Annotated in this window: 27 protein-coding genes; 25 read left to right on the top strand and 2 right to left on the bottom strand. The window is 36.5% G+C overall.

Annotated elements, in window-relative coordinates:
- The first annotated feature begins 418 nt into the window (after positions 1–418).
- The 5 genes from SCA31_RS00005 (at position 419) to SCA31_RS00025 (ending at position 3918) form a co-directional block, all read left to right on the top strand.
- A complete protein-coding gene (locus SCA31_RS00005; protein WP_410694701.1) occupies positions 419–1180 on the top strand; it encodes a hypothetical protein in 762 nt (253 codons plus the stop codon).
- Between the two features lie 563 nt (positions 1181–1743).
- Positions 1744–1941, top strand: a complete 198-nt coding sequence (locus SCA31_RS00010; RefSeq protein ID WP_410694702.1) for a hypothetical protein — start codon at positions 1744–1746, stop codon at positions 1939–1941.
- A 943-nt stretch (positions 1942–2884) separates the two neighbouring features.
- The gene (locus SCA31_RS00015) at positions 2885–3322 is read left to right on the top strand and encodes a transposase (RefSeq protein ID WP_410694703.1); all 438 of its coding nucleotides are present in this window, start codon (positions 2885–2887) and stop codon (positions 3320–3322) included.
- A gap of 16 nt (positions 3323–3338) precedes the next feature.
- A complete protein-coding gene (locus tag SCA31_RS00020; protein ID WP_410694704.1) occupies positions 3339–3638 on the top strand; it encodes a hypothetical protein in 300 nt (99 codons plus the stop codon).
- The gene (locus tag SCA31_RS00025) at positions 3586–3918 is read left to right on the top strand and encodes a helix-turn-helix domain-containing protein (RefSeq protein ID WP_410694705.1); all 333 of its coding nucleotides are present in this window, start codon (positions 3586–3588) and stop codon (positions 3916–3918) included. Before SCA31_RS00020 ends, SCA31_RS00025 begins: the two co-directional genes overlap by 53 nt.
- Before the next feature lie 134 nt (positions 3919–4052).
- Here SCA31_RS00025 and SCA31_RS00030 read toward each other — a convergent pair whose 3' ends face one another.
- Positions 4053–4739: a hypothetical protein gene (locus SCA31_RS00030; protein ID WP_410694706.1), complete on the bottom strand. Its 687-nt coding sequence runs from the start codon at positions 4737–4739 to the stop codon at positions 4053–4055.
- A gap of 389 nt (positions 4740–5128) precedes the next feature.
- On the opposite strand from SCA31_RS00030, the gene SCA31_RS00035 reads away from it, so the two are divergent.
- Positions 5129–5497 (top strand): hypothetical protein, encoded by a 369-nt coding sequence (locus tag SCA31_RS00035; RefSeq protein WP_410694707.1) that lies wholly within the window; start codon positions 5129–5131, stop codon positions 5495–5497.
- Between the two features lie 36 nt (positions 5498–5533).
- On the opposite strand, the gene SCA31_RS00040 is transcribed toward SCA31_RS00035, so the two are convergent.
- A complete protein-coding gene (locus SCA31_RS00040) occupies positions 5534–6229 on the bottom strand; it encodes a hypothetical protein (RefSeq protein WP_410694708.1) in 696 nt (231 codons plus the stop codon).
- 96 nt (positions 6230–6325) lie between these two features.
- Here SCA31_RS00040 and SCA31_RS00045 point away from each other — a divergent pair, with 96 nt between their 5' ends.
- From SCA31_RS00045 to SCA31_RS00135, 19 genes are all read left to right on the top strand, one after another.
- Positions 6326–6898 carry a C40 family peptidase gene (locus SCA31_RS00045; RefSeq protein WP_410694709.1) on the top strand — a complete coding sequence of 191 codons (573 nt, stop codon included), beginning with the start codon at positions 6326–6328 and terminating at the stop codon, positions 6896–6898.
- A 27-nt stretch (positions 6899–6925) separates the two neighbouring features.
- Complete coding sequence (locus SCA31_RS00050) at positions 6926–7252, top strand: LytR/AlgR family response regulator transcription factor (RefSeq protein WP_410694710.1); 327 nt, start codon at positions 6926–6928, stop codon at positions 7250–7252.
- Between the two features lie 108 nt (positions 7253–7360).
- Positions 7361–7732 (top strand): DUF2255 family protein, encoded by a 372-nt coding sequence (locus SCA31_RS00055; RefSeq protein WP_410694711.1) that lies wholly within the window; start codon positions 7361–7363, stop codon positions 7730–7732.
- 139 nt (positions 7733–7871) lie between these two features.
- Complete coding sequence (locus SCA31_RS00060; protein WP_410694712.1) at positions 7872–8483, top strand: methyltransferase family protein; 612 nt, start codon at positions 7872–7874, stop codon at positions 8481–8483.
- An 83-nt stretch (positions 8484–8566) separates the two neighbouring features.
- The gene (locus tag SCA31_RS00065) at positions 8567–9379 is read left to right on the top strand and encodes a 2,3,4,5-tetrahydropyridine-2,6-dicarboxylate N-succinyltransferase (RefSeq protein WP_106915771.1); all 813 of its coding nucleotides are present in this window, start codon (positions 8567–8569) and stop codon (positions 9377–9379) included.
- 31 nt (positions 9380–9410) lie between these two features.
- A complete protein-coding gene (locus SCA31_RS00070) occupies positions 9411–10580 on the top strand; it encodes a glycosyltransferase family 87 protein (RefSeq protein WP_410694713.1) in 1170 nt (389 codons plus the stop codon).
- A 5-nt stretch (positions 10581–10585) separates the two neighbouring features.
- Positions 10586–11515 (top strand): glycosyltransferase family 2 protein, encoded by a 930-nt coding sequence (locus SCA31_RS00075; protein ID WP_410694714.1) that lies wholly within the window; start codon positions 10586–10588, stop codon positions 11513–11515.
- Position 11516: 1 nt separating this feature from the next.
- On the top strand, positions 11517–12293 hold the full coding sequence (locus tag SCA31_RS00080) for a polysaccharide deacetylase family protein (protein ID WP_410694715.1): 777 nt from the start codon (positions 11517–11519) through the stop codon (positions 12291–12293).
- Positions 12290–13387 (top strand): glycosyltransferase family 4 protein, encoded by a 1098-nt coding sequence (locus tag SCA31_RS00085; RefSeq protein ID WP_410694716.1) that lies wholly within the window; start codon positions 12290–12292, stop codon positions 13385–13387. The genes SCA31_RS00080 and SCA31_RS00085 overlap by 4 nt, the downstream gene beginning before the upstream one ends.
- Before the next feature lie 248 nt (positions 13388–13635).
- The gene (hisG, locus tag SCA31_RS00090) at positions 13636–14493 is read left to right on the top strand and encodes an ATP phosphoribosyltransferase (RefSeq protein ID WP_410694717.1); all 858 of its coding nucleotides are present in this window, start codon (positions 13636–13638) and stop codon (positions 14491–14493) included.
- Positions 14494–14503: 10 nt separating this feature from the next.
- Positions 14504–15778 (top strand): histidinol dehydrogenase, encoded by a 1275-nt coding sequence (hisD, locus tag SCA31_RS00095; RefSeq protein ID WP_410694718.1) that lies wholly within the window; start codon positions 14504–14506, stop codon positions 15776–15778.
- A 5-nt stretch (positions 15779–15783) separates the two neighbouring features.
- Positions 15784–16815, top strand: a complete 1032-nt coding sequence (gene hisC, locus SCA31_RS00100) for a histidinol-phosphate transaminase (RefSeq protein WP_410694719.1) — start codon at positions 15784–15786, stop codon at positions 16813–16815.
- Entirely contained in the window at positions 16812–17906 is a 1095-nt protein-coding gene (hisB, locus tag SCA31_RS00105; RefSeq protein WP_410694720.1) for a bifunctional histidinol-phosphatase/imidazoleglycerol-phosphate dehydratase HisB, read from the top strand. Before hisC ends, hisB begins: the two co-directional genes overlap by 4 nt.
- A 3-nt stretch (positions 17907–17909) precedes the next feature.
- Complete coding sequence (hisH, locus tag SCA31_RS00110; RefSeq protein WP_410694721.1) at positions 17910–18491, top strand: imidazole glycerol phosphate synthase subunit HisH; 582 nt, start codon at positions 17910–17912, stop codon at positions 18489–18491.
- Entirely contained in the window at positions 18491–19213 is a 723-nt protein-coding gene (gene hisA / locus SCA31_RS00115; RefSeq protein ID WP_410694722.1) for a 1-(5-phosphoribosyl)-5-[(5-phosphoribosylamino)methylideneamino]imidazole-4-carboxamide isomerase, read from the top strand. The genes hisH and hisA overlap by 1 nt, the downstream gene beginning before the upstream one ends.
- The gene (gene hisF, locus SCA31_RS00120; protein ID WP_410694723.1) at positions 19206–19958 is read left to right on the top strand and encodes an imidazole glycerol phosphate synthase subunit HisF; all 753 of its coding nucleotides are present in this window, start codon (positions 19206–19208) and stop codon (positions 19956–19958) included. The genes hisA and hisF overlap by 8 nt, the downstream gene beginning before the upstream one ends.
- On the top strand, positions 19955–20542 hold the full coding sequence (hisIE, locus tag SCA31_RS00125) for a bifunctional phosphoribosyl-AMP cyclohydrolase/phosphoribosyl-ATP diphosphatase HisIE (RefSeq protein WP_410694724.1): 588 nt from the start codon (positions 19955–19957) through the stop codon (positions 20540–20542). The genes hisF and hisIE overlap by 4 nt, the downstream gene beginning before the upstream one ends.
- Positions 20543–20741: 199 nt before the next feature.
- A complete protein-coding gene (locus tag SCA31_RS00130; protein ID WP_410694725.1) occupies positions 20742–22331 on the top strand; it encodes a T9SS type A sorting domain-containing protein in 1590 nt (529 codons plus the stop codon).
- Positions 22332–22345: 14 nt separating this feature from the next.
- Positions 22346–25726: a hypothetical protein gene (locus SCA31_RS00135; RefSeq protein WP_410694726.1), complete on the top strand. Its 3381-nt coding sequence runs from the start codon at positions 22346–22348 to the stop codon at positions 25724–25726.
- The last annotated feature ends 7 nt before the right edge of the window (positions 25727–25733 follow it).

Here is a 25733-nt window from a genome sequence, read left to right on the forward strand (position 1 = left end):
TAAAAATTAATCTCTTATGAAACACTCCTTAAGTGAAAGCCTAAATCAGTACACTTTTTGCTGACGATTTACAGGCAATCAATTTCTACACCTTTAAGGAAATTTTTTTATTCAGATGAATCAATAATAATTTTGACTTGCTGCCAGACTTCTCTTATAATTTTCAATTAATACTCCTTTTAACGTGAATTAATGATATAGGTATACCACCTATGAATACCCTAATTAGGAAAGTTAAAGACTCACATCTGATTATGGCTGTTATTATTCGTGAATAGAGACAGCCTGTTGTTTGCGATATGAGTTATTTCATAATAAATTTGTTTTCACCAACCATTGATATTTTTATTGTACAAAACAGAAGAGAGTGTTCGCAGCTCTTACTACATATTTAATAACTGTACTAAAATTTAAAAATATGGGATTTGATATAACTTACCACCCTATCAGGGAGCATGAAATACAACATTGGTATTTTGATGCCATGAATGATGTTTCCCTTATTGAAAGAATAGCTTTGGAGAATAATATAGAGCCTTTTTATAAAGACAAGTATGAAGATATTATTCTGTTTGCTAAAGAGGCAGAGTCCACAGAGCTTTTTGATATGTGCCATGGCCGTTATATTTCTTTGGTTCAAGGATTTTTCAGAACGTATTTCTATACTAGAAATTCTGCTTTTTCTTTTTTAATAGACCGTTATCCCGACTTTAAGAAATATACTAAAGGATGGACAGAAGTGATGAATCGCCCTATAGAAAATCCTGTGAACAATAAGATCACAGAAAATTACAGTTCAGGAGTTTTCATTCCGTTGGAGCAGGTTGAAGCATTACTTTGTGATTACCGGTCGAATAAAAATATACAGAAAGTGTTGGATGACTTTTACTCTAATGAACGAATAGCTGTGTTTATTAAAGCCCTTGAATTTTCGAAGAAAAATAAAATGGGAATTCTGGAAGCCGCCGAAGTGGTGGAACCTAATGTTCGGGAACTTAATAACTCGCTGTACTACTCCAATATGTATAATTGTGATCAGGAAGGATTGTTTCTATACATAGAAGCAGCCATGAAGAAAATAAAAGAAGCTGAAAAAAATAAAAATACCAATCTCACTCATTGTATCCCGGAGAACAGGTTAAACCAGAAAAAAGGATTTTGGAAAAGGTTGTTTGAATAACCAGAATATCGATTGCAAAGTCCTTTTTTGATTGGATAATAATAATTTTCTGATTTTTTTATTTAACAAAACAGAAACATGGTTTTTAAGCATATGATCGCACTTTGGCTGTTAATATTCGCGAATTGTGACAGCCATTTTCTAGGAGTAGTTACTGGTTAAAGCTACTTTTGTTCTCAATGAAAATCTTTTTTTCATATTAATATTGTGTTTGGTAAACTTCCTAGGGGTGATTAAGCCCCTAAGAAGTTTTTTTAATTACAGGAAGTAGTTTATTGCAAACACAGAATTTGTGATCTTATAAGGATCTTACTATGGAAGGGTCGCCTTTTTTAGATGAATCAATGGCCATTACCAATGTCTATAAGTTCTACACATCCATCTTTTTAAATACTTAAACTGACTTTAGCTACCTAAAATAAAAACGGATAATACGTTCGCCTAAGGTAATAAGCAAAAACTTAAGGGTACTTATTATACATAGAACCTATCTCACAATTGATCTCAATGCAAAGGGCGTACTGGAAAAAGTAATATTTCCGTAGAGTAGGAGAAACCAATTTATGGTTAAATATGTTTACGGATTAGAAACCTGGCAAAGACAGTTAGAACAGCTTATATTATTACCAATACGAATAACAAAGGATTTATATATGAATTCCAATACAAACATTATGATTACTACTCTTAATAGTTTACAGGCTGGTTTCAGTTGTGAACTGATTCCGAAAGGAACGAATCAGATAATGGAGTTAGCGTAAATTCTGTACAAGGAGAAAAATTCAGAACACAATATCTCAGTCATTAAAATTATTATTGAAAACAGTGCAAATAGGGTTATTACAGAATAAACAATGACTTAAACTCATGATAGCTTATTTCTTAGGCTGTCATTATTCCGAATAATGACAGCTATTCTGTTTTTTATCTCCCATTATTGGGATAATTTTAGAAAGGAAAGTAAGATCCTTATTTTCATAAGTTTTTAAACTTCTTTGGGGGATTTATGAGTAATTTCAACCTCCAAAGATTTTATGAAAGAGCAGTTTCAGTTTGTAAACTGAACTCAGTACAAACATTATTTATCAAAGACCTGAAAGGCTGAAACCATTTTTATATCAGCAATTTTTTGATAGTACAACTGCCTTTTCAAAGAGTTTTTTTTATTTATGAGATCCGGATTAAATTTTTTTTCATTCGTGTTGAGCTGTTATTATCTACGGATAATAGCAGCTTTTTTTATGGGAATTGTTAGCAGAATTGAGAGGCTCCACCCATTTAAAAAGATAACATTTCTAAGAAAAAAAATGATCTACAAATGAAAAAAATGATCTATAATTCTAATTTTTAGTTCAATTATTATTTCAGGGCTTTTAAATTGTATTTCATTTATTTTCAATGACTTGTATTGGTTTTAGGCTGTTATTATTCGTGAATAGTGACAGCCTATTCCTTGTTTGAAAAAAAAAGGCTTCTTAATTTTGTCCCTAGAAATACAATCAGAAACACAATGATGATTTCATAACATTTTTTTTAAATTCCTTTGGAGGGTTCCCCAGTTTTATCTGCCTCCATAGGATTATTTCAAGATGAGTAAAACCATTTTATACAAGTAGTCATACGCTCTATTTTTTACACATCATGGATTTTTCTCAAGAATACAATAAATGACTGCTGCTGATAATTTTAATAAATAGACCAACAATGAATATAGATTTAAAAAATATTAATATTGGAAACTTAATCGAGGAGAGAGTTAAAGAATGCGAGATTGATATCGTAAGAATCTGTAATTTCTTTAAATGTCAGGAAGAGGATGTTAAAAAAATGTACGAAGAAGAATATATCCGGACCGATCTGCTTCTCAAATGGAGTAAGCTTTTAAGCTATGATTTTTTTAGATTGTATACCCAACATATTTTGCTGTATGCACCCCCTGAAGGTGAAGAGAAACATTTGAAATCAAAATCAACGGTTTTACCTGCATTCAGAAAAAATATTTATACAAAGGAACTTATTTCATTTGTAATGGAACAGTTGAATACAGGAGCTATGAAACGAAATGAGGTCATTGAGGAATATAGAATTCCAAAGACCACATTACATAAGTGGTTAAGCAAATATAATCATAGCGGGCAGTAATTATTAGAAAAGTAAAATGGATTGGAGACTCGTGTTTCACTTGAAAAATACAAGGAAGAAATTAAAAAAGATTAAGGTTGAAAATATTACATATTTCGGGAGGGCAAAGAAAGAAGTAGAACTATTATTAAGTGGTTACCGATGTGAATATAAGAATGAAATGCACCGCTTTATATTGGCTGAAACCTGGTATGGTAAAAAAAGAATAATAAGTCTGCGTTTTAAAAAAGATAAAGTAGAAGAAAAATATATCAGAACAGAATATGGAAAAATATCAATCACCAAATTACTCAAGAATCTTTCAGGATATTATTAAGAAAAAATATCCGGAAAAGGAAGAGAAATGTCAATCTTTGCTTCAAAAGAAAAGATTAACTACTCAGGATGTTATCCTGTTAAATTCATTTATATTTGGCACCAGGAAAGAATCAGATGCTTCAAAAAGTAATCAAAAATTTAAATCCTACGATAAGGAGACGGTACAATATATTTTGAAGTATCAGAAAATAAACAACCTCAATAATGTACAAACAGCTATTTACTTTAAAATAAGCAGAAATACTCTTGCAAAATGGAAGAAAAATTTCCTTAGTTGAATTTGTTATTCAAAAACTTGATAACCTATTTGAAGTATAGTATTACAAAGAATAAGAGAGGAAGTTCTACCGTATTCTCCACAAAAAACAGCCACAATACTCATTGCGGCTGTTTTTTGTTTAGATATATGGTATTATAAAGTTCTTGAACGGGCTACTGAAAGAAGATAAACCAGGTGGGCGTACATATTTCGTTTTACAGATTCTAACTTAATTTCCCCGGTTGTTGGGTTGATTGTAGCAACCAGATCAGCTGTGCATTGCTGCCCGGCCAGAGAGGAACTTGCCAGATAATTAGAGATGTTGGCATTTGGATAAGAAATTCTTGGGTAATCCGGAACCGGCTGGTTGGGGATAGGTGCGTTTCCGGTGAATCCTTTATTGTCAATGTATCGGGCACTCCATACACCGGAAAATTGTCCGTTTGAAGTATTGATATTTTGTCCTACTACAATTTTGGTTTCTACCGGAGTATTAAAACCTGCACATGAACTGTAGTGGTTGAGGGAAACCGTACACGAAGAGGCATTATCTGTAGGCTGAAAGCATTTTCCCTCATAAATGGTGGATCTTTGCTCTGTACCATTGGTAGAAGTATTAAGTATCGCTTTTGGTGAGAAAATTTCCTCTGGAGCTATTAAGCTGAATGTACCATCAGAATCCGCTGTAACAATCTTTTGTTCTGTATTTGACAGGTTTCTTACCCTTACTGATCCATTAATATCCAACGTGCTTGTAGGTGTTGTAGTATTTATTCCTACTTGAGCGCTCATATAGCTGCAAAAAGCAAGCGCTGTCAAAAAAAAAGTCTTTGTTTTCATGGTATAAATTGAATAACGTTTAAATTTTTCACTAAGGTAAGAAATATGTATTGATAAAGAATAAAAAACTTATTAATTATATGTTATATCCTTGTATTTAAAGTCAATTTGATTTATTGATGAAAATTTTAAACAATATGAATTAAGTATTAACTCGGAATTCAGGCTTCTTGATTTTGTTTGAAAAATATTTGTATTTTAGCCGAAATATGTTGGTTTTTAACAAACATATTGGGTACTAATTAAAATTCAGATAATTTGAATTAAAAAATTAGTAGATTTGCACGGAACAAAAAATAATAAATAATAAGCTCATTCTTTATTACATGGCTTTTAGAATGTGTGTAATGGAGAATACCATGATTTTTAGGTTATAAACTACTGAAACTATGAAGAAACTTTTTTTACTTTTATTAACGGCATTTGTATTTATCGGTTGCAGCTCTGATGATGAAACGATCTATGACTATATAGGAACATGGTCGGGAACATATGAGGGTGGCGATAAGGGAGTCTGGAATTTTGTAGTAGACAATACCGGTAAGGTGTCGGGAACCATGCATTCCGATGTTAATAATGAAAATTACAACATTTCCGGTAATTTAAGTAATACAGGAGATCTGACCGGGACAGTAGGACTTCCATCAAAAGGAGATTTTAAAGGAAAACTTAATCCGGATAAAAAAGGAAACGGAAGCTGGGGTAACTTACTTCCAACCCCGGCACAATACGGAACCTGGAAAGGTGAAAAGAAATAAAAAATAAAAAGTCTGCAAATCTGCAGACTTTTCTATTTATATAAATCCCATTTGGAGAATTTCATTATTTTCATTCTTTAATGCTACAAAATAGAGGCGGAAATCTGCCTTTCCAAAATGTTCTTTAAAGGAGATCTCTTCGTCATGATTCAACAAGACTTCTTCTTCATAATATTCTGTCATCAGGTTTTCAGAGTCCAGTTTTATAGTAAGGATTACTGCTTTATCAATTTCTTTTATTCCATTTATTAAAAGAACCTGCTTCTCGATTTCAATGTTGATCGCTATATTTTTTATTGATCCAAACTGAAATTGTCTAAGAAGTTTTTTTCCGTTTTCAGTTTGTAATCCATTTTCTACCGTTCGTTTACCCCTTTCAGAAATCGTATCCAAATCCTTTATTTCCGTCATCAGTTTTGCAAATCTTTGGTAGAGGAGTGGTTCACCTGCTTTCTTGATGTAGAAGTCCAGACAAGTTCTAATGATCTTTCCGACTTTGGAGCAATGTCCAAATTCAGAGCTGTTTTGCCTTACTTTTTCATAGGATGGATTCTTTTTAAAAGCTGTTTTATTGAAACCACTTTTCTTCCGAACTACATTTTTCCCATTCAGGTTATAAAAAACAAGATCACCTACCGCTCCTGTGATCTTAATTACACTTTCATATGTTGCCATATTGTAAATATTGAACTCAAAGATAGGAATAAATAATGTAAATAAAAATTTTAACATATATTTATCATATAGTTGTAGTATAGTTTTATTATAATTAAAATATAAAATGTATATTTGTCTATCAATTGTTAATTAGGTAAAAATCAGAGGAATATGAGAACGGGATTATTTGAAAACAGAATAAGAATAAAGCAGCTGTCTGTAGTACTGATTGCATCTGCTTTTGTAGTGTCCTGCGGGAGTTCGAAGAAAGTTTCTTCCCATAAAAAATCAGGAAGTAAAACTGTTGTAAAGTCTGAAAACCTCAGAAAGCTGGATTCCAGATTTGACGGTAAGGTTCCAAGATCGATCAATGATATTTTGAAAGATGCTGAAAAATATATTGGAACTCCTTATAAATTTGGGGGAAATACATCATCAGGATTCGATTGTTCCGGATTTACTGTAAAGGTATTTGAAGAAAATTCTTTCAACCTTCCCAGAAGATCTTCCGATCAGGCAGAAGCCGGGAAGAATATTGATATTACCGATGTGAAGCCTGGTGATTTGTTATTTTTTGCCACAGCAGGAGGAAGCCGTGTTTCTCATGTAGGTATTGTTCATGACATTGGTTCCGATGGAGAAGTTAAGTTTATTCATGCCTCCACTTCCAAAGGAGTGATCATTTCATCATTGAACGAAAAATACTGGAATAAGGCGTATCTTCATGCTCAGCGTGTTTTATAATACAATGCCTACCCCCTATAAACCGTAATGGAGAACAGAACCTTTGCCTTTGTTAAAACAGATAAAAAACTGATAAAGCTGTTTTATAAGGATATTATGATCATCAAAGGCTTGGGCAATTATGTGGAAGTCTATACCCTGAACGGGAAAAGGTATATTTACTATAAAACGCTCAAGGATCTTATTGATAGCCTGCCGGATGAATTTATGAGGGTACATAACTCTTATATTGTCAATTTGATTAATATTGAATCCTTTGAAGATAATCAGCTTGTATGCGGTGATATAAAAATTGCAGTGGCCAAAAGCTATAAGGATTGTCTTACCGAAGCTCTCTGCAAAATGATGCTGTAAAAACCATCTACATCAATAAAAACCGTATTCACATCATATTTCGGTCCCTCTACATAAAAAAGTTTTTATTCAGTTTCTCTTATCATAGTTTTACAAAAACTTATTACAATGAATAAAGACGAAGTACTGAACTATATCAGAACACATACTCTTATCGGAATTAAAGCAGGATCAGAAAGACCCGGTTTTCTTGAAATATGGATGGTGCTTGCTCAGGACCGGATATTCGCCAGATCATGGGGGCTGGCTGAAAGAAGCTGGTACACTGCTTTTTTAAAAGATCCAAACGGCCAGATCCAATGTGGAAATACCATCTTTAACATAAAGGCAGTGATTCCCAGTGATAATGAGGAGCTTACAGATAAGATTAATCAGGCCTATTTGACGAAATATAATATAGGCAGGAACAGGAAGTATGCAATAGGTATTATTCAGGAAAAGCATATTGAAAGGACAATGGAGTTTATTATTTGTGATTAGATACATGTATTTATGATTGACAGAATAATTCTTTTAGTCCGTTTGATGTTTTTTAAACTAACCTTTCTGTGGTTGAAGAAAATCATTGCAATAGCATTGCATACCAAAAAAGATGAATTTTGTCCAAAATATGTATACCATGACAGATTTTATCAGATTCTTTATTCCGCTTTACTTTATCCTGTTTTTTCTTGTTTCATTTGTAGGAATTAGTTTTGCTGTTGCGAAAAGAATTGGAAAGAATCCCAATGTTCTTCCTAAAGACGATTCTGCATATGGACTTATTGGCTGGTATTTTAAACTGACTTTATTCTTTCTGTTGATCTATACAATTCTGCTGTTTTTATTTCCTGCTATCATATGGAGTTCCTTTAGAATAAGCTTTCTGGGCAATGATTTCTTCCGGTATTTAGGTGTAATTCTGATGATTATTGCCTTGGTATGGGTTTTTACAGCTCAATGGCAAATGAAGGATTCCTGGCGAATTGGAATTGATAATGATTCCAAAACCAAGCTTGTCACCCAAGGTCTTTTCAGGTTTTCAAGAAATCCTATATTTTTGGGAATGACGGTGAGCCTTGTCGGTTTCTTTCTGGCTTTCCCGACTTTTATTACATTGATATTTTTATTGATCGGTAGTATTTTAATGCAAATTCAGATCAGGTTGGAGGAAGAGTTTTTGCTGAAACAGCATGGCTCAATATATCTTACCTACAAAAAGAGGGTGGGACGTATGCTGAGCCTTTATTAAAAGCATCATGTTTGAAATCGTTTTGCTGAACTTTTTTGTATCTTTGGCCGGTATAATTTTTCAAACTAATTTAAATAAGAAACATGTCGTTACAACAAACTATTGAAAACATTTGGGATAATAGAGACCTATTACAAAATGAAGACAGCCAAAAAGCGATTAGAGAGGTTATTTCTTTATTAGATTCCGGAGAACTTCGTGTAGCTGAACCTACAGAAAACGGATGGCAGGTAAATGAATGGGTGAAGAAAGCAGTAGTAATGTATTTCCCGATCCAGAAGATGGTCACTATTGAAGTAGGTCCTTTCGAATTTCATGACAAGATTCCTTTAAAGAAAAATTATGCAGAAAAAGGAGTAAGAGTAGTTCCTCATGCGATTGCGAGAGAAGGTTCTTTCGTAGCTTCAGGAGTAATTATGATGCCTTCTTACGTAAACATTGGTGCATATGTAGATTCAGGAACCATGGTAGATACTTGGGCAACTGTTGGAAGCTGTGCTCAGATCGGTAAAAATGTTCACCTGAGTGGTGGTGTTGGAATCGGTGGAGTATTGGAGCCACTACAGGCTGCTCCGGTAATCATTGAAGACGATTGCTTCATTGGTTCAAGATGTATCGTTGTAGAGGGGGTTCATGTAGAAAAAGAAGCTGTACTGGGAGCGAATGTTGTATTAACAGCATCTACAAAAATTATTGACGTAACGGGAGATACCCCCATCGAAATTAAAGGAAGAGTTCCTGCGCGTTCTGTCGTAATCCCTGGAAGCTATACAAAGCAGTATCCGGCAGGAGAATATCAGGTTCCATGTGCATTAATCATCGGTCAGAGAAAGGAATCTACAGATAAGAAAACGTCTCTGAATGATGCATTGAGAGATAATAATGTAGCTGTTTAAGATTCAATTTTTAAGCTAATACCACACAATCTTGAAAGAAAAACTTCTTAAAATACTTTTAAACCCTAAATATATATTTGGGGTTTATCTTATTATATCGGTTGTTACCGCAATTTCCAAATACCTTAGAGGAGATTATGCGATCAATAATTACCTGATCTTCAAAAATGTATTCTTTAATACCATTCATCAGAAGAATTTATTTATCCATTATCCTAATCTCTACTTTGATCTCAATCATTACGGAGTTTTCTTTAGTGCATTGATTGCTCCGTTTGCAATGATGCCTGACTGGTTGGGGATTTCCCTTTGGAATGTTGGGAATACCTTTATTTTCGTCTATGCCATTCATAAACTGCCGTTTTCAGATTCCAAAAAGGCCATTTTCGGATTGCTGTGTCTTCAGGAATACATTACAGCAGCCTTAAGCTTACAGTTTAATGTGGCTCTTACAGGCCTTTTATTGTTGTCTGCAGTGTATATCTACGAAAGAAAAGAAGTAAAATCAGTAACAGCGATTTTAATAGGAATATTTGTGAAAATCTACGGAATTGTAGGGCTTACCCAATTTTTCTTTATTAAAAACAAGGCTAAATTCATTCTTTCCGGAATTGTTATTGCGGCTGTATTTTTTGCACTTCCAATGGCGTATTCGAGCCCGAAATTTGTAATTCAGTGCTATTCAGACTGGTTTCAGTCGATTGTAGAGAAGAATAGTGAGAATCAGGTGCTTGGGAATATGCAGGATATTTCATTGATGGGGTTTGTAAGAAGAATTTTAGGGGACGCTTCCATTTCCAATCTTGTATTTTTGGCATTTGGATTGCCGCTTTTTGCGCTGCCTTATATCAGAATTAAGCAATATAAGCATTATGCATTCCAATTGATGATCCTGGCGTCAACATTACTGTTTTTAGTATTGTTCAGTTCCAGCTCAGAATCTCCAACGTACATTATTGCAGTGGTAGGCGTTTTAATCTGGTTTTTCCTACAAAAAGAAAGAACGCCCCTCATCATTGGGTTACTCGTTTTTGTCATTATTTTTACCTGTTTTTCAACTTCGGATCTATTTCCGAAATTTGTAAAAGAAAATTATATTATCAAATATTCCTTAAAGGCAGTACCTTGCATTGTAATTTGGCTAAGGGTAACCTACGAACTTTTAACCAAAGATTTTGATAAAAATTACAGCTTGAATTAATAAATATGAAGAAAATTTCAATTGTAATACCCGCCTATAACGAAGAAGGAAACGTAGCCATGATTCATCAGAAAATCAAGGAGGTTTTTGACGGGCTAAGCAACTATGACTTTGAAATCATATTTGTAAACGATGGAAGCAGAGACAATACGCAGCAAAAGCTGGAAGAACTTTCCAATACATATGATGAAGTAAAATTCATCGAATTTTCCCGAAACTTTGGCCATCAGCCTGCTGTAAAGGCCGGAATGGATAGTGCTCAGGGAAATGCAGTGATCTCTATGGATGGTGATCTTCAACATCCGCCTGAACTTATCCCGGAAATGATAAAAAAATGGGAAGAAGGGTATGATGTCGTTTTTACCGTAAGAACTTACCCCAAGGAAATTTCTTATTTTAAAAGAAAAACATCGGATCTTTTCTATCAGCTATTATCAAGTCTTTCTGACGTTAATTTAACAAAAGGAGGTGGTTCAGATTTCAGACTGATGGATGCTAGTGCCGTTGAAGTGATGCGTAAATTCAATGAAGATGATTTATTTCTGAGAGGATTAACAAGCTGGATGGGATTCAAGCAAATCGGAATCGATTTTACGGCAGCAGAAAGACTCTACGGGCGAAGTAGCTATAACCTTAAAAAGATGTTCACCTTTGCGTTTACAGGAATCACTGCATTCAGTGTAAAACCTCTTTATCTTGCTGCTTATCTGGGGTTTCTATTTTCGGCGATCTCAGTCACTGGTTATGGAATTTATGTAATTCATTCCTTTATAGCCCACACAGAAATCTCAGGTTGGGCATCCTTAATTATGACTATTGTGTTCTTTGGAGGACTTCAGTTGATTATTTTGGGGATCATGGGAATTTATTTAGGTAAAATCTTTAAACAGGTGAAAGACAGACCTAATTATATTATTAAAAACAAAAATTTTTAAAATGGTTTTATTGAGTTTTGACATTGAAGAATTTGATATGCCATTAGAGTATAAGGGTAAAATTCCCTTTGAAAAGCAAATTTCAATTTCGCAAACAGGACTGGAAAGGATCTTGGATATCCTTAAAAAATATAATGCCAAGGCTACCTTTTTTTCTACAGTAGTCTTTGCAGAAAACAGCAAACACCTTATTGAAAGGTTATTGAATGAGGGGCATGAATTAGCCTCACACACATGGTTTCATTCAGAGTTTGAAGAAAAACATTTGAAAGAATCAAGAGAAAAACTGGAAGAATTATTCTCAACAAAGGTAACCGGATTAAGAATGCCGAGAATGATGCCTGTCAACGAAAAAGAAGTTGAAAAAGCAGGGTATTCTTACAACTCTTCCATAAATCCTACCTTTTTACCAGGAAGATATAATAATCTAAAAGTATCGAGAACTTATTTTAAAGAAGGAAACGTAACGCAGGTGCCAGCATCCGTGTCTCCAAACTTCAGAATTCCTTTATTTTGGTTAAGTTTTCATAATTTTCCATTGTCATTCTATAAAAAGCTGGCTGCTGATACCTTGAAAAAAGACAACTATCTGAATATCTATTTCCATCCTTGGGAATTTGCAGAAATAAAGGAAGAAGCCTTTAAACTGCCTGGTTTTACTGTAAAAAATTCAGGAAAAGAGATGGTAGAAAGATTTGATTCATTTGTTGGCTGGTTGAAAGACAAAGGACATACATTCGGTACATTTCAGGAATTTCAAAAACAAATACAACGATGAAGATTGCCTTTGACGCAAAACGTTTTTTTCACAATACGTCCGGCCTGGGCAATTATTCAAGGGATCTTGTAAGAATGCTTTCTGAGTATTATCCTGAGCATGAATATCTGCTGCTTAATAAGAACAAATCTGAGCGCGGAAAGGATATTCTGGAACGTCCCAATGTTACATTTATTGAAACCTCTAAAGGAAAATTTTCCCGTCAGTTAAAGATGGGGAAAGACGCCCAAAAGCAAGGTGCGGATATTTTCCACGGTTTATCAGGTGAACTTCCTTTGAAATGGGATCAAAAGCCCATTAAAAAGATCGTGACCATTCATGATCTGATCTTTGTAAGATATCCGCAGTATTATTCTTTTTTCGATAGGAAAATACACCTATGGAAGTTTAAAAAAGCGGCGAATATGGCTGATACAATCATTGCTATTTCAGAACAGACTAAACGAGATATTGTTCAGTATTTAAAGGTGCCTGAAAGTAAGGTTGAAGTCATTTACCAAGGCTGTCATAAGGCTTTTAAAGAAGAGCAGTCTGCAGCGCTTATTCAGGTAGTAAAAGATCAATATAAGCTTCCTGAAAGGTTCATACTGAATGTAGGTACCATTGAAGATCGTAAGAATCTATTGAGTGTGGTAAAAGCAATCAGCGGAACTGAAATTCCGATGGTCGTTGTAGGCAGAAAGACAAAATATTATCAGAGAATAGAACGCTTCCTGAGAAAAAATAAAATGGAAAAACAGATCATATTCCTGGAAGGTGTTTCCATGGATGAATTGGCTGTAATCTATAAACTAGCAGATATTTTTGTCTATCCAAGCTTTTTTGAGGGCTTCGGAATTCCTGTCATTGAAGCACTTTTTTCAAAAACTGTAGTTGTAACAAGTAATACAAGCTGTCTTCCCGAAGCAGGGGGAAGGGACTCTGTTTACATTGACCCTAAAAATGATCTTGATATCAGAGCCAAGATACAATTTCTGTGGGATAATGAATCTGAAAGAAAACGCCGTGAAGAAAAGGGTTTTGAGTTTGTTCAGAAATTTAATGACGAGCCAATTGCCAATGAATTGATGAATCTTTATCAAAAAATTATCTAAAAAAACTTTGCATTTTAAAAATAAATCCTACATTTGCATCACAATTCAATACAATGAAACCAATATTTTTAGCATTACATCATTATTATCATCATCTCTGTTAGGCGGAATTGATTGATATATGTGTATGCTAAAATCAAAAATAATTAAAACCGTCTGAGTAAATAGACGGTTTTTTTGTTTCCTGAATTCATCTCAGAAATCTTCAATAGATCAGTTTTTATTTACTCGGACTCAACAAAGACGAAATGAGTAAATTAAAAATTGCGATCCAAAAAAGCGGCCGGCTTTATGAAGAATCCTTACAGCTCCTTAAAGACTGTGGAATCTTCGTCAATAATGGGAAAGATCAGCTTAAAGTTTCCGTAGACAACTTTCCGATGGAAATCATGTATCTCCGGAATTCGGATATTCCACAATACCTTGAAGATGGGGTGGTGGATATTGCCATCGTAGGGGAAAACCTTTTGATTGAAAAGCAGAAGAATATTCAGATTGTTCAGAAGCTTGGTTTTTCAAAATGCCGAGTATCCATCGCTGTTCCAAAGGATATTGAAACGGATGATCTAACCTATTTTCAAGGCAAAAAAATTGCAACCTCTTATCCGAATACCCTTAGAAACTTTTTAGAAAAAGAAGGGATCGTCTCAGATATTCACGTTATATCAGGTTCTGTGGAAATAGCTCCAAACATTGGTCTGGCAGATGGTATCTGTGATATTGTAAGCTCCGGAAGTACCTTGTTTAAAAACGGATTACGAGAAACCGTTACTTTACTGAAATCAGAAGCTGTTTTGGCTCAAACACCAGAGTTATCGCAAGATAAAATGGCTGTTCTAGATAAATTTTTATTCAGAATTAAGTCGGTTTTAAAAGCAAAAAACTCAAAATATATCCTGATGAATGTTCCCAATGATAAAATTCAAAAAATAGCAGAGGTTCTTCCTGTGTTGAAAAGTCCCACGGTTATTCCACTGGCGGAAGAAGGTTGGAGCAGTATTCATTCTGTGATTGATGAGGAGCGTTTTTGGGAAGTCATTGATGAGCTGAAAGCAAACGGAGCACAGGATATCCTGATTATTCCAATTGATAAAATGGTTATTTAAAAATATACAAATGAAAATATACAAATATCCTACAAAAGACATCTGGAAAGACTTGGTAAAGCGTCCAATTTTTGAGCAGAAAGAGATTTCAGGACTTGTTTCCGGAATATTCACAGAAGTAGAAAAAAAAGGAGATAAAGCTTTAATAGAGTTCAACAAAAAGTTTGATAAGGCTGAGACAGAGAGTATTTCTGTGACAGACGCAGAAATTGAAAAAGCAGAAAATCTGATCAGTCATGAATTAAAAATAGCAATTCAGGAGGCGAAAGAGAATATTTCTACATTTCATACTTCTCAATTTTCTGAAATCCAAAAGATTGAAACTACAAAAGGAGTGGTTTGCTGGAGAGAGAATAGAGCTGTGGAGAAAGTAGGAATCTACATTCCGGGAGGCACAGCTCCTTTGTTTTCAACAGTATTAATGCTTGCTGTACCAGCCAATCTAGCCGGATGCAAAGAAATTATCCTTTGTACACCACCAGATAAAGATGGGAATATCAATCCTGCTATTTTGTATACAGCAAGGCTTTGCGGAGTCTCAAAAATCTTTAAAACTGGTGGAGCGCAGGCTGTAGCTGCCATGACTTTGGGAACTGAAAGTATTCCTAAGGTGTATAAAATTTTTGGACCCGGAAATCAGTTTGTTGTGGCTGCAAAAGAATATGCCCAGCGTTACGGAGTAGCTATCGATATGCCGGCAGGTCCAAGCGAGGTTCTGGTGATAGCAGATGAACAGGCGGTTCCGGAATTTTGTGCAGCAGATCTTCTTTCACAGGCAGAACACGGAAGTGATAGTCAGGTTGTTTTCCTTACGACTGATCTTAAAGTCTTTGATGAGACAATTAGTGCTGTTGAGCAACAAGTCAGAGATTTACCGAGAAATGAATTCGCAAATCAATCGCTGGGAAATAGCAGTTTTATAGTAATGAACAGCCTGGAAGAAGCTGTTGGATTCAGTAATCTTTATGCTCCGGAACACCTCATTTTAGCGATCAATGATTTTGAAAAATACATTCCAATGATTCAAAATGCAGGTTCTGTTTTTCTGGGAAATTACTCCTGTGAAAGTGCGGGAGATTATGCCAGCGGAACCAATCACACGCTTCCTACTAATGCCTATGCAAGAAATTACAGTGGAGTGTCCTTAGATAGCTTTGTAAAGAAAATAACGTTTCAACACTTATCAAAGGAGGGACTTCAGAATTTAGGAAAAACAATCGAGATAATGGCGGAAGCAGAAGGTCTGTTTGCCCACAAAAATGCAGTATCAATCAGATTAAAATAATAAAAATGAACACAATCAGTATCCATAATTTAGTAAGAGAAAATATATTAAAATTACAGCCTTATATCAGTTTTAGGGACCATAATCAATTTAATGATCCTGCCTTTTTAGATGCCAATGAAAGTCCTTTTGGACCATGTAACCGCTATCCGGATTCTACCCAGAGAAAGCTTAAAAGCAGATTGTCAGAACTTAAAAATGTTTCCCCATCACAGATCGCAATAGGAAACGGAAGTGATGAATTGATTGACTTAATCATTAAGATTTTCTGCGAACCTAAAAAAGATGCTATTCTGATGATGAATCCGTCGTTTGCTATGTATGGTTTTTATGCTGCCATCAATGAAAACAAGGTTTTACAGATTAATCTGGATGAAAATTTTGACATTGTAAAAGATGATTTTTTAAAAACTGTCAAAGAGCAGCCCATTAAGGTTTTCTTTTTATGTTCCCCTAATAACCCCACTGGAAATAGTGTATACGATATTGAGTTCTATCTTCAGAATTTTGATGGAATTGTTGTGGTAGACGAAGCCTACATCGAATTTTCCGGAAAGAAGTCAAGTCTGGAACTTTTGGCTAAATACCCAAATCTTATTGTTCTTCAGACCTTTTCAAAAGCATGGGGAATTGCAGGTGCAAGAGTGGGAATGGCTTACGCTTCAGAAGAAATCATTAAACTGATCAATACGGTAAAAGCTCCTTACAATGTCAATATATTAAGTCAGGAATTGATTTTAAAAACGCTGGAGGAAGAAAATAGGCTTCAGGAAAATATAAATAAAATCTTGGCAGAAAAAGAATGGTTACAGGAACAATTCAAGGATATCGAATGTATTGCAAAGGTATTTCCTACGGACGCCAATTTCTTTTTAATTAAAATGAAGAATGTAAACAAGGTATACGAGATCATGCTGGAACAGGAAATTTTAACGAGCAGAAGAGATCCGGCCATTCCTGGCTGTATCAGAATTAATGTAGGAAATCGTCAGGACAATGAAAAGCTGATCAATCTTTTAAAAAACATACCAGAATGAAAAAAGTACTGTTTATAGATCGGGATGGAACATTAATTATCGAACCACCCACAGATTTTCAGGTGGATTCACTGGAAAAGCTTGAATTTTATCCCGGTGTGTTCCAAAATCTATCCAAAATAGCCAATGAGCTGGATTATGAACTGGTAATGGTCACCAATCAGGATGGTCTGGGAACCGAAAGCTTTCCATTCGAAGACTTTATAAAACCTCATGAAAAGATGCTCAAAACCTTTGAAAATGAAGGGATAATCTTTAGCGATATTCTGATAGATAGAAGCTTTGAACATGAGGGTTTACCTACCAGAAAACCGGGTACTGGAATGCTTGCAAAATATATCTATGGAAATTATGATCTTGAAAATTCCTATGTAATCGGTGATCGAGATACAGATGTGCAACTGTCTAAAAACTTAGGATCTAAGGCAATTTTTCTAAACCAAAACTTTAATGAGGAGGCAAGCCTTGTTACCACAGAATGGAATGAGATTTATCGCTTCTTAAAAGAGGGTATGAGAAAAGCCAGAGTATCCAGAAAGACCAATGAAACAGAAATAGATATTGAAGTGAATATTGACGGAAGTGGCAATTCTGACATTTTAACAGGGCTTCATTTCTTTGACCATATGCTGGAACAGATCGCCAGACACGGAAATATGGACCTTACGATCAAGGTAAAGGGAGACCTTGCGGTGGATGAGCACCACACGATTGAAGATACCGGAATTGTTCTGGGAGAAGCCATTGTAAAGGCATTGGGAAAGAAAAAAGGTATTGAAAGATATGGTTTTCTGCTTCCTATGGATGATTGTCTGTCTCAGGTGGCCATTGACTTTGGCGGAAGACCGTGGTTAGTTTGGGATGCTGAATTCAAAAGAGAAAAAATAGGAGATGTTCCGACAGAAATGTTCTTTCACTTTTTCAAATCGTTTACAGATTCCTCAAGGTCTAATCTGAACATTAAAGCGGAAGGAGGCAATGAACACCACAAGATTGAATCTATTTTCAAGGCCTTTGCAAAGGCGGTTAAAATGGCCGTCAACCAGTCGGATACTAATTACGGTTTACCCTCAACAAAAGGAAGTTTATAACATATGATTGCAATAATAAAATATAATGGTGGTAATGTAAGTTCTGTACAGAATGCCTTAAACAGGCTTCAGGCAGACTCCGTTATTACAGATGACCCTGAAGTTATCTTAAAAGCTGATAAGGTTATTTTTCCTGGGGTAGGTGAAGCGTCTTCAACCATGAAATTGTTAAAAGAAAAAGGCCTTGATTTGCTTATTCCAAGTCTGAAACAGCCTGTTTTGGGAATTTGTCTGGGAATGCAGTTAATGTGTAAAGCGAATGAAGAGGGAAATACTGAAGGAATGGGGATCTTTGATATCAATGTGAAAAGGTTTCCGCCTCAGGGTCTTGTGCCGCATATGGGTTGGAATACTGTTGCAGAGCAGAGTTCATCCCTATTTTCAGGCATTGAAAAAGGAGATGATGTTTATTTTGTACACAGTTACTATTGTGAAATATCGGACTTTACCACTTCAATTTGTGACTATATTCTGCCATTCAGTGCGTCTTTACAGAAAGATAATTTCTATGCGATGCAGTTTCACCCGGAAAAATCGGGAAGCATAGGACGTCAGATACTTAAAAACTTTATAAACTTATCCTAATGAAGATTATTCCCGCTATCGATATTATTGATGGAAAATGTGTGCGTTTATCAAAAGGTGACTACAGCACAAAGAAAATATACAATGAAAACCCTGTAGAAGTGGCCAGGGAATTTGAAGATTTTGGAATTAAATACCTGCATTTGGTAGATCTTGATGGCGCAAAATCCAAGCATATTGTGAACCAAAAAGTATTGGAGGATATTGCAGGCTCAACTTCGCTTCATATTGATTTTGGAGGAGGATTGAAAACAGAGCAGGACATAGAAATTGCATTTAATTCCGGTGCGAAGCAAATTACCTTAGGAAGTATTGCTGTTCAGGATCCTGAGTTTTGTTATCGTGCCATCGAAAAATACGGTCCGGAAAAAATTATCCTTGGGGCCGACTGTGATAACAGAAAAATTAAGACTTCCGGATGGCAGGAGGAAAGCAATGAGGACATTATTGATTTTATTCTTCAATATCAGGAAAAAGGAATTCAGAGTTCAATATGTACCGATATTTCAAAGGATGGAATGCTGGAAGGTCCCTCAACCGGTCTGTATATTGAGATTTTATATAAAACCTCAGTTCAGTTGGTGGCAAGCGGTGGAATTTCCGGCATCAAGGATGTTCATAAAATGAAAGATATCGGCTGCTCCGGGACTATTATCGGGAAAGCTATTTATGAGGGAAAAATAAGCCTCCAACAACTTCAAAATTTTATTGAAAATGCTTAAAAAAAGAATTATTCCGTGTCTGGATATTAAGGACGGTTGTACGGTAAAAGGAATCAACTTTGAGGGGCTGAAAAATGCAGGAGATCCCGTAGAATTGGCAAAGAAATATGAACAGGAGGGAGCTGATGAGCTGGTCTTTCTTGATATTACAGCAACCCTGGAGGATAGAAAAACATTTGTAGAATTAGTAAGGGATATTGCCAGGGAGCTAAGTATTCCCTTTACGGTAGGTGGTGGAATTTCGTCTGTTGAAGATGTCAGAAAACTTTTGGAAGCAGGAGCAGATAAAATTAGTATCAACTCTTCTGCAGTGAAAAATCCGAAGCTTATCTCTGATCTGGCAAATGAATTTGGCAGTCAGTGTATTGTAGTTGCCATTGATACAAGATGGGTAGGAGAAGTTGATCTTGTTCATATTCATGGAGGTAGAAAGGCGACTGAGCTTACCACTGTGGAATGGGCAAGGCAGGCAGAAAATTTTGGGGCTGGTGAAATTCTTTTAACTTCTATGGATGGTGACGGAACAAAAAATGGCTTTGATTTGAGAATTACAAAGTTGGTTTCGGAGAATGTAAGTATTCCTGTCATTGCTTCCGGAGGTGCAGGAGCTGTAAAGGACTTTGTTAAAGTATTCAATGAGACCAATGCTACAGGAGCGTTGGCAGCCAGTATATTCCATTTTAATGAAATTGGAATACAGGATTTAAAACAACAGTTAAAAACTCAAAAAATAGAAGTACGATGAACATTAATTTTAGTAAAGATAATGGCCTTGTTCCGGTAGTTATTCAGGACAACAGAACATTACAGGTTTTGATGCTGGGCTATATGAACGAGGAGGCATTTGAAAAGACAAGTAACGAAGGGAGAGTTACTTTTTTCAGCCGCTCCAAAAACAGATTATGGACCAAAGGAGAGGAGTCCGGCAATTTTTTAGAAGTAAAAAGTATTGCCATAGACTGTGATCAGGATACTGTTCTCATAAAGGCCACCCCAACCAATGTGGTTTGCCATACAGGAAGCTTCAGCTGTTTCGGAGAAAAGGAGCCTAAGGGATTTTTATATGAATTGGAAGAGAAAATTTCTCAAAGAATTGATCATAAAGAAGAAAACTCCTATACCTATTCGCTGTATCAGAGAGGAATAAATAAAGTAGCTCAAAAAGTAGGAGAGGAAGCCGTAGAAGTAGTGATTGAGGCTAAGGATAATAATGATATCCTCTTTAAAAATGAAGCTGCAGATCTTTTATATCATTTTCTTATTTTATTGAAAGCAAAAGGATTTTCGCTGGAAGATATAGAGAAAATTCTTCAGAACAGGAATAAATGAAGCCTTTGAAATTTTTCAAAGGCTCTTTTATTGTGAAAATAATACGTCATATTTTTTTACTGTAACTTAATAAATAATAGTAAAATGATTTTGTAATTAAAATGGTGTATAAAATGACTTTGTTTTATTTTTTGAATTGTAAAAAAAGTTAAATTTATGCCAAAATAATAAAACTAATTTCTAACTTAAAAAACATAAGATGAAAAAGATCTATCTCGGTGCATTTACCTTGTGCGCTGTGCTGGGGGTATCTGCCCAGGAAGTTCTATGGCAACGGGACATCAAGTCCTCCACACAGGACTTTCTAAGCCAGGTGACCACCACCATCGATCAGCAGTACCTGATTACGGGAAGCTCCATTCAGGGCGACAAGCTTCAGCAGAATAGCAAACAAAACAACGGCTACGACTTCCATCTGGTAAAACTGAACCAGCAGGGAGAATCGGTTTTTGAAAAATACTTCTCAGGAAACAACCACGACTATCTTTCAGCAACGGTAACCACCCAGGATGGTGGATTTCTTTTGGCAGGAACCTCCTATTCAGGCAAGGGACTGGATAAAAAGGATGATTCCAAGGGTGGTTCAGATATTTGGCTGATTCGCATCAATGAATTTGGGGATGAGCTGTGGCAGAAAACCCTGGGAAGCTCCTCGGATGAGGAAGCAAGGTCCGTGATCCAAACCACGGACCAGGGATTCATTGTGGCAGGAAACATTCAAAACTCCCCCAAGGGCCATGGCTCCAAGGATGTATGGGTGGTGAAACTTGACAAAAACGGCAAGGAGCTTTCCCAACTTATTTTGGGGGGAAGAGGCCTTGACGAGGTTGAAAAAATGATTCCCACAAGGGATGGCGGCGCATTATTGGGCATCTATTCCAGAAGTGGGATTGTCAATAATAATGGACAATCAACAGAGAAACCGACTAACAGCAACCAGCCGTCTACAACCTCCAAGCAAAGCGAAAACTTTGGTGAGGGTGATTATTGGATCATTAAGCTCGACAAGAACGGCAAGGTTGAATGGGAAAGGAACCTTGGCGGAAAGGGAGATGACCACATCAGAACCCTTGCATTGACTTCCAATGGCTACATTATTGGCGGGGAATCCAGGTCGGAAAGATCAGGAAACAAGACCGTGGGAATTGAAAAGGGAACAGACCTTTGGATCATATCCTTGAATGAGCGTGGGGATGAGCAGTGGCAGAAGTCCTACACCTTTGGAAACAGGGATATCCTGATGGGAATGAATGTTATTCAGAATCAAGACCTAACCAAGGGAATTTTGCTGGGTGGCTATACGCAGGCTGAGGGAAGAATGGAAGAGAAAGATGAAACATTTTGGTTACTATACCTGGACGGAGCTGGAAATGAGCAGTGGAGAAAGCACATCAAGGGAGAATCCAAGAAGCGTGAGGAAAGACTTTCAGATGTAAGACTCAACAGGGATGGTTCCATTATTCTGGCAGGAACGAGTGCCGAGGAACTAGGGAAGGAAAACTGGAAGATTGTAAAGCTGGGTGACAGGCAGGTGAATGACCTGATTGAAAAGTATGATATCAAGATCTATCCAAACCCGGTATCTGATTATGCCTATGTTGAAATAGGCTTTGACTTCAAGGAGGCTGATATTCTGGTCTATGACATGGGTGGAAGACAACTGCAAAACCTGAAGACCAAAAACAGGGTTACTAAAATTAATACCCAGGCTTTGGTTCAGGGAGCTTATCTGGTGACCATCAAGACTGATACTAACAAGACCGCAAATGCTAAACTGATAAAAAAATAAAAAAACTAATAATAATGAAGAAAATAATTATTCCCATAGGCATACTGCTTATGATGGGAACCGTGCATGCCCAACAACCTGGAGCAAATACGACTGATCCCTCAAGATTTCAGCCCAATATTTTTCCACCCTCCCCAGAGGCATTTAAACTGGGAAGCTATGGAAATACACCTGTAGGAATGTTTACCGGAACTCCCAATATCGATATTCCGATCATGGGCTTTACTGCAGGAAATATTAATGTTCCCATTCAAATTAACTACTCTTCCAATGGAATAAAGGTTGATGAGTTGAGTGGAAAAGCAGGGCTTGGCTGGAAGTTTATTGCGGGCGGAGTTATAACAAGGGTAATCAGGGCGATTCCTGATGAAGATGGACAAAATCCGGGGCATTTTGTGAACCCTCCTGACCTTGATTCATTGAATGTTGAAGATGGAAAAGTGAGGGAGTTTTTACAGAATGCAACCTCTGGCGGAGTGGATTCTGAACCAGACATGTACTATGCCAATTTTGGAGGGGTAAGCCTTAGCTTTGTTTTCGATAAATGGGGTAAACCGAGGATACTTTCACTCAAAAATGCAGTTATTGAGGGTACATCAGGAGGATCCTCATTTACCATTATATTGGAAAATGGAGTCAAATATTTATTTGACCAAAAAGAAACAACCACCAATCGTGTTTTTGGAGGAGGGCATTCAATTCCATCCATCAATGTAACTGCCTGGTACCTGAGTAAGATCACCGATACCAATGGACTGGAAGTCAATCTTGAATATGAGGCTGATGAAACTAATGGAATTAGCGCCAAAAGCCAAACCATGAGTTTTACCATACCTGGAGCTTCCTATTCTGTAAAAGACTCTAATGGAAACTGTATGAATGGTGTTGCAGTAAGTCCATACATCCCCCCTGCGGTTTCTCATATGCAGGCTATCAACGGGAAGAGATTAACAAGAATATACAGTAACAGACCAATGTTTGGGGAAATACAGCTGACTTACCAAAAACTGTTTGATGATGATGCAGCGCAGATCAATGAGGTTAAAAAAACAATTAATAGTGTGGTTATTGAATCGTACTCATTTTCATTTATAAAAACACCATCTCTTGACCGTGCCTATCTTGAAAAGATCGTAGATAATAAGTCAGGAAAAAAATACCTGTTTGAATACATAACACCATCGTTAATTCCACAAAGACTTTCGTACAGCCGCGACAAATGGGGGTATTTTAATGGAAAGACAAACACTAACCTGATCCCGGCTCTTCCTGATGTGCCATTGATAAAGGAGGTAAGCTATCCCGGGGCTGACCAGGAGGTTGACATCGTTAAAACACAGGCCGGCCTTTTAACAAAGATTATTTATCCAACAGGGGGCTTTACGATGATCAAGTATGAACCCAATACGATAAAGGATACAAGGATCTACAAGTCACCTAAGACTGCCAAGCAACTCAAGGTATGGAGTACATCTGATCAGGGTCCCACAGACAAACCCACAGATACCGTTACATTTTACAACGAGATGGCCCAAAACATGTACGTAAGCCTACGTGGTGACTTTAATTCGAATGACTGTGATTCTGCCGAGGATACAGGTTTCCATCATAAAGCCACCATAAGCGGTACCAAGGAAAATGGGCAGTCTCTGTTTGCTCCTCCCGGGGGCCTATGCCCGGGTTGGCCGAATCCCTCTCCCGGAACCCAAGTCGGAACCACTGTGAGAGGAAATAGTATAACATGTTTTAGTGTGCCTCAGGGGATGGTCACCTTTAATTTGCATGTTGCTTTCAGATGTACCACTGGATCTTCTTTTATTAACTATGCTTTACCGGATATCGTGAAAATTGAAAATGTTCCTGTTGGTGGTTCAAGGGTTGCCCAAACAACAACAACCTATGAAAATGCTTCAAGTACTCCTATAACCATAAGCTATAAGTATGATGCTGCAGACAATTTTTCAACCGGAGTTTTGGTGAGGCCTCCCTATTTTATAGACTTTACGACCAGTGGAGAACTATGCATAGGAAGCAATTATGATTTCCCCCTTGTTCACCTTTCATCAGATAATGTACGTTCATTGAATGCTACCCATCCAAACCTATTCTATGAGCAGGTAACCGAATATAGAAATGGTGGATCCATTGTCCATGAGTATTCGACAAGTACAGATATTTATGGAAACATCAGAGGAGGAGCTGATATTGTGAGTTCTCCCTGGACGAATCGTGGTTGGTTAAACGGAAAGGAATTAACCACCACTTACTATGACTCCATTAATACGCCGCTAAAGAAAGTTGAGAATAACTTTGTTGAGGATGTTAAAAAGCGAAGTACTATCATTGGACTCAGCCTAAGAAAGAACTATGAAATTACCTATATACAAGCTCCGGTAAGGAAATGTTCTATTCATGATGTCAATATAAAGTATTCGGAATATGAATGTACAGCAAACCACCAACATACATGGTATGATGGAAAGTGCATCAATGCAGGGGCTAGCAATATCCTGAGAACAACCTATGACGAATGCTATGGAAAACCTACCGGAACTGAATTTATACACAATAATCTTGTTGGTAATATATCCATTGTACAATACAAGAATATTTCCCGTTTTGACTATCTGCAATCACAAAAGACAACCGATTTTCTGAATGGAACTCCTGTAAAGACCGAGACACAGTATTTTTATAATAATCCCCAGCATTACCAATCGACGGGGCAATTGACGATAGGTTCAGACAATTCCCAGCAGTTAACAGGCTATACATATGCCCATGAGGAAAATAATGCCAATATGCTTGCTGCTAATATGGTGGGGATTCCACTGCAAACTGAAACTAAGGAAAACGGAAAGTTTATTTCAAAGGTGAAAACCCTATATGGGAAGAATACTCAAACCAATAATTTTATACTTCCCGTGTCTGTGCAGACATATGATCAGGATAATTCCTCCATTGCAAAGACTGTTATTAAATATGACCAGTACGATGCCCATGGAAACCTGTTGCAGTATACTACCAAGGGAGGGATTCCTACGTCCATTATATGGGGGTATAACAATACTTTGCCTATTGCCAAAATAGAGGGAGCCACTTATCAGGAGGCTTTTAGCCTTGCAGCAGATATTATTGCCAAATCGAATGAGGATGTAGATGCCGCCCGTGAGCAGGCACTGATGATTTCCCAGGATACCTTTAGAGAAAGCTTTGCCACTAAAAAATACAGGGTTACCACCTATACGTATGATCCACTCATTGGAGTTACCGGTATAATTCCACCAACAGGAATACGAGAATACTATAAATATGATTCCTCAAACAGGCTGCAGTCCATAGTGGATGTTAATAATAATATCCTAAAGGAGTTTAACTATAATTATAAACACTAAAGCACAA

The organism is Chryseobacterium sp. SIMBA_028 (genome assembly GCF_046535285.1).
Classification (GTDB): Bacteria; Bacteroidota; Bacteroidia; order Flavobacteriales; family Weeksellaceae; genus Chryseobacterium.

Bases quoted from the DNA above. Each gene is read 5' to 3' on its own strand.
- SCA31_RS00005 (WP_410694701.1), top strand. From the start codon at position 419: ATGGGATTTGATATAACTTACCACCCTATCAGGGAGCATGAAATACAA.
- SCA31_RS00010 (WP_410694702.1), top strand. From the start codon at position 1,744: ATGGTTAAATATGTTTACGGATTAGAAACCTGGCAAAGACAGTTAGAA.
- SCA31_RS00015 (WP_410694703.1), top strand. From the start codon at position 2,885: ATGAATATAGATTTAAAAAATATTAATATTGGAAACTTAATCGAGGAG.
- SCA31_RS00020 (WP_410694704.1), top strand. From the start codon at position 3,339: ATGGATTGGAGACTCGTGTTTCACTTGAAAAATACAAGGAAGAAATTA.
- SCA31_RS00025 (WP_410694705.1), top strand. From the start codon at position 3,586: ATGGAAAAATATCAATCACCAAATTACTCAAGAATCTTTCAGGATATT.
- SCA31_RS00030 (WP_410694706.1), bottom strand. From the start codon at position 4,739: ATGAAAACAAAGACTTTTTTTTTGACAGCGCTTGCTTTTTGCAGCTAT.
- SCA31_RS00035 (WP_410694707.1), top strand. From the start codon at position 5,129: ATGAAGAAACTTTTTTTACTTTTATTAACGGCATTTGTATTTATCGGT.
- SCA31_RS00040 (WP_410694708.1), bottom strand. From the start codon at position 6,229: ATGTTAAAATTTTTATTTACATTATTTATTCCTATCTTTGAGTTCAAT.
- SCA31_RS00045 (WP_410694709.1), top strand. From the start codon at position 6,326: ATGAGAACGGGATTATTTGAAAACAGAATAAGAATAAAGCAGCTGTCT.
- SCA31_RS00050 (WP_410694710.1), top strand. From the start codon at position 6,926: ATGGAGAACAGAACCTTTGCCTTTGTTAAAACAGATAAAAAACTGATA.
- SCA31_RS00055 (WP_410694711.1), top strand. From the start codon at position 7,361: ATGAATAAAGACGAAGTACTGAACTATATCAGAACACATACTCTTATC.
- SCA31_RS00060 (WP_410694712.1), top strand. From the start codon at position 7,872: ATGACAGATTTTATCAGATTCTTTATTCCGCTTTACTTTATCCTGTTT.
- SCA31_RS00065 (WP_106915771.1), top strand. From the start codon at position 8,567: ATGTCGTTACAACAAACTATTGAAAACATTTGGGATAATAGAGACCTA.
- SCA31_RS00075 (WP_410694714.1), top strand. From the start codon at position 10,586: ATGAAGAAAATTTCAATTGTAATACCCGCCTATAACGAAGAAGGAAAC.
- SCA31_RS00080 (WP_410694715.1), top strand. From the start codon at position 11,517: ATGGTTTTATTGAGTTTTGACATTGAAGAATTTGATATGCCATTAGAG.
- SCA31_RS00085 (WP_410694716.1), top strand. From the start codon at position 12,290: ATGAAGATTGCCTTTGACGCAAAACGTTTTTTTCACAATACGTCCGGC.
- hisG (WP_410694717.1), top strand. From the start codon at position 13,636: ATGAGTAAATTAAAAATTGCGATCCAAAAAAGCGGCCGGCTTTATGAA.
- hisD (WP_410694718.1), top strand. From the start codon at position 14,504: ATGAAAATATACAAATATCCTACAAAAGACATCTGGAAAGACTTGGTA.
- hisC (WP_410694719.1), top strand. From the start codon at position 15,784: ATGAACACAATCAGTATCCATAATTTAGTAAGAGAAAATATATTAAAA.
- hisB (WP_410694720.1), top strand. From the start codon at position 16,812: ATGAAAAAAGTACTGTTTATAGATCGGGATGGAACATTAATTATCGAA.
- hisH (WP_410694721.1), top strand. From the start codon at position 17,910: ATGATTGCAATAATAAAATATAATGGTGGTAATGTAAGTTCTGTACAG.
- hisA (WP_410694722.1), top strand. From the start codon at position 18,491: ATGAAGATTATTCCCGCTATCGATATTATTGATGGAAAATGTGTGCGT.
- hisF (WP_410694723.1), top strand. From the start codon at position 19,206: ATGCTTAAAAAAAGAATTATTCCGTGTCTGGATATTAAGGACGGTTGT.
- hisIE (WP_410694724.1), top strand. From the start codon at position 19,955: ATGAACATTAATTTTAGTAAAGATAATGGCCTTGTTCCGGTAGTTATT.
- SCA31_RS00130 (WP_410694725.1), top strand. From the start codon at position 20,742: ATGAAAAAGATCTATCTCGGTGCATTTACCTTGTGCGCTGTGCTGGGG.
- SCA31_RS00135 (WP_410694726.1), top strand. From the start codon at position 22,346: ATGAAGAAAATAATTATTCCCATAGGCATACTGCTTATGATGGGAACC.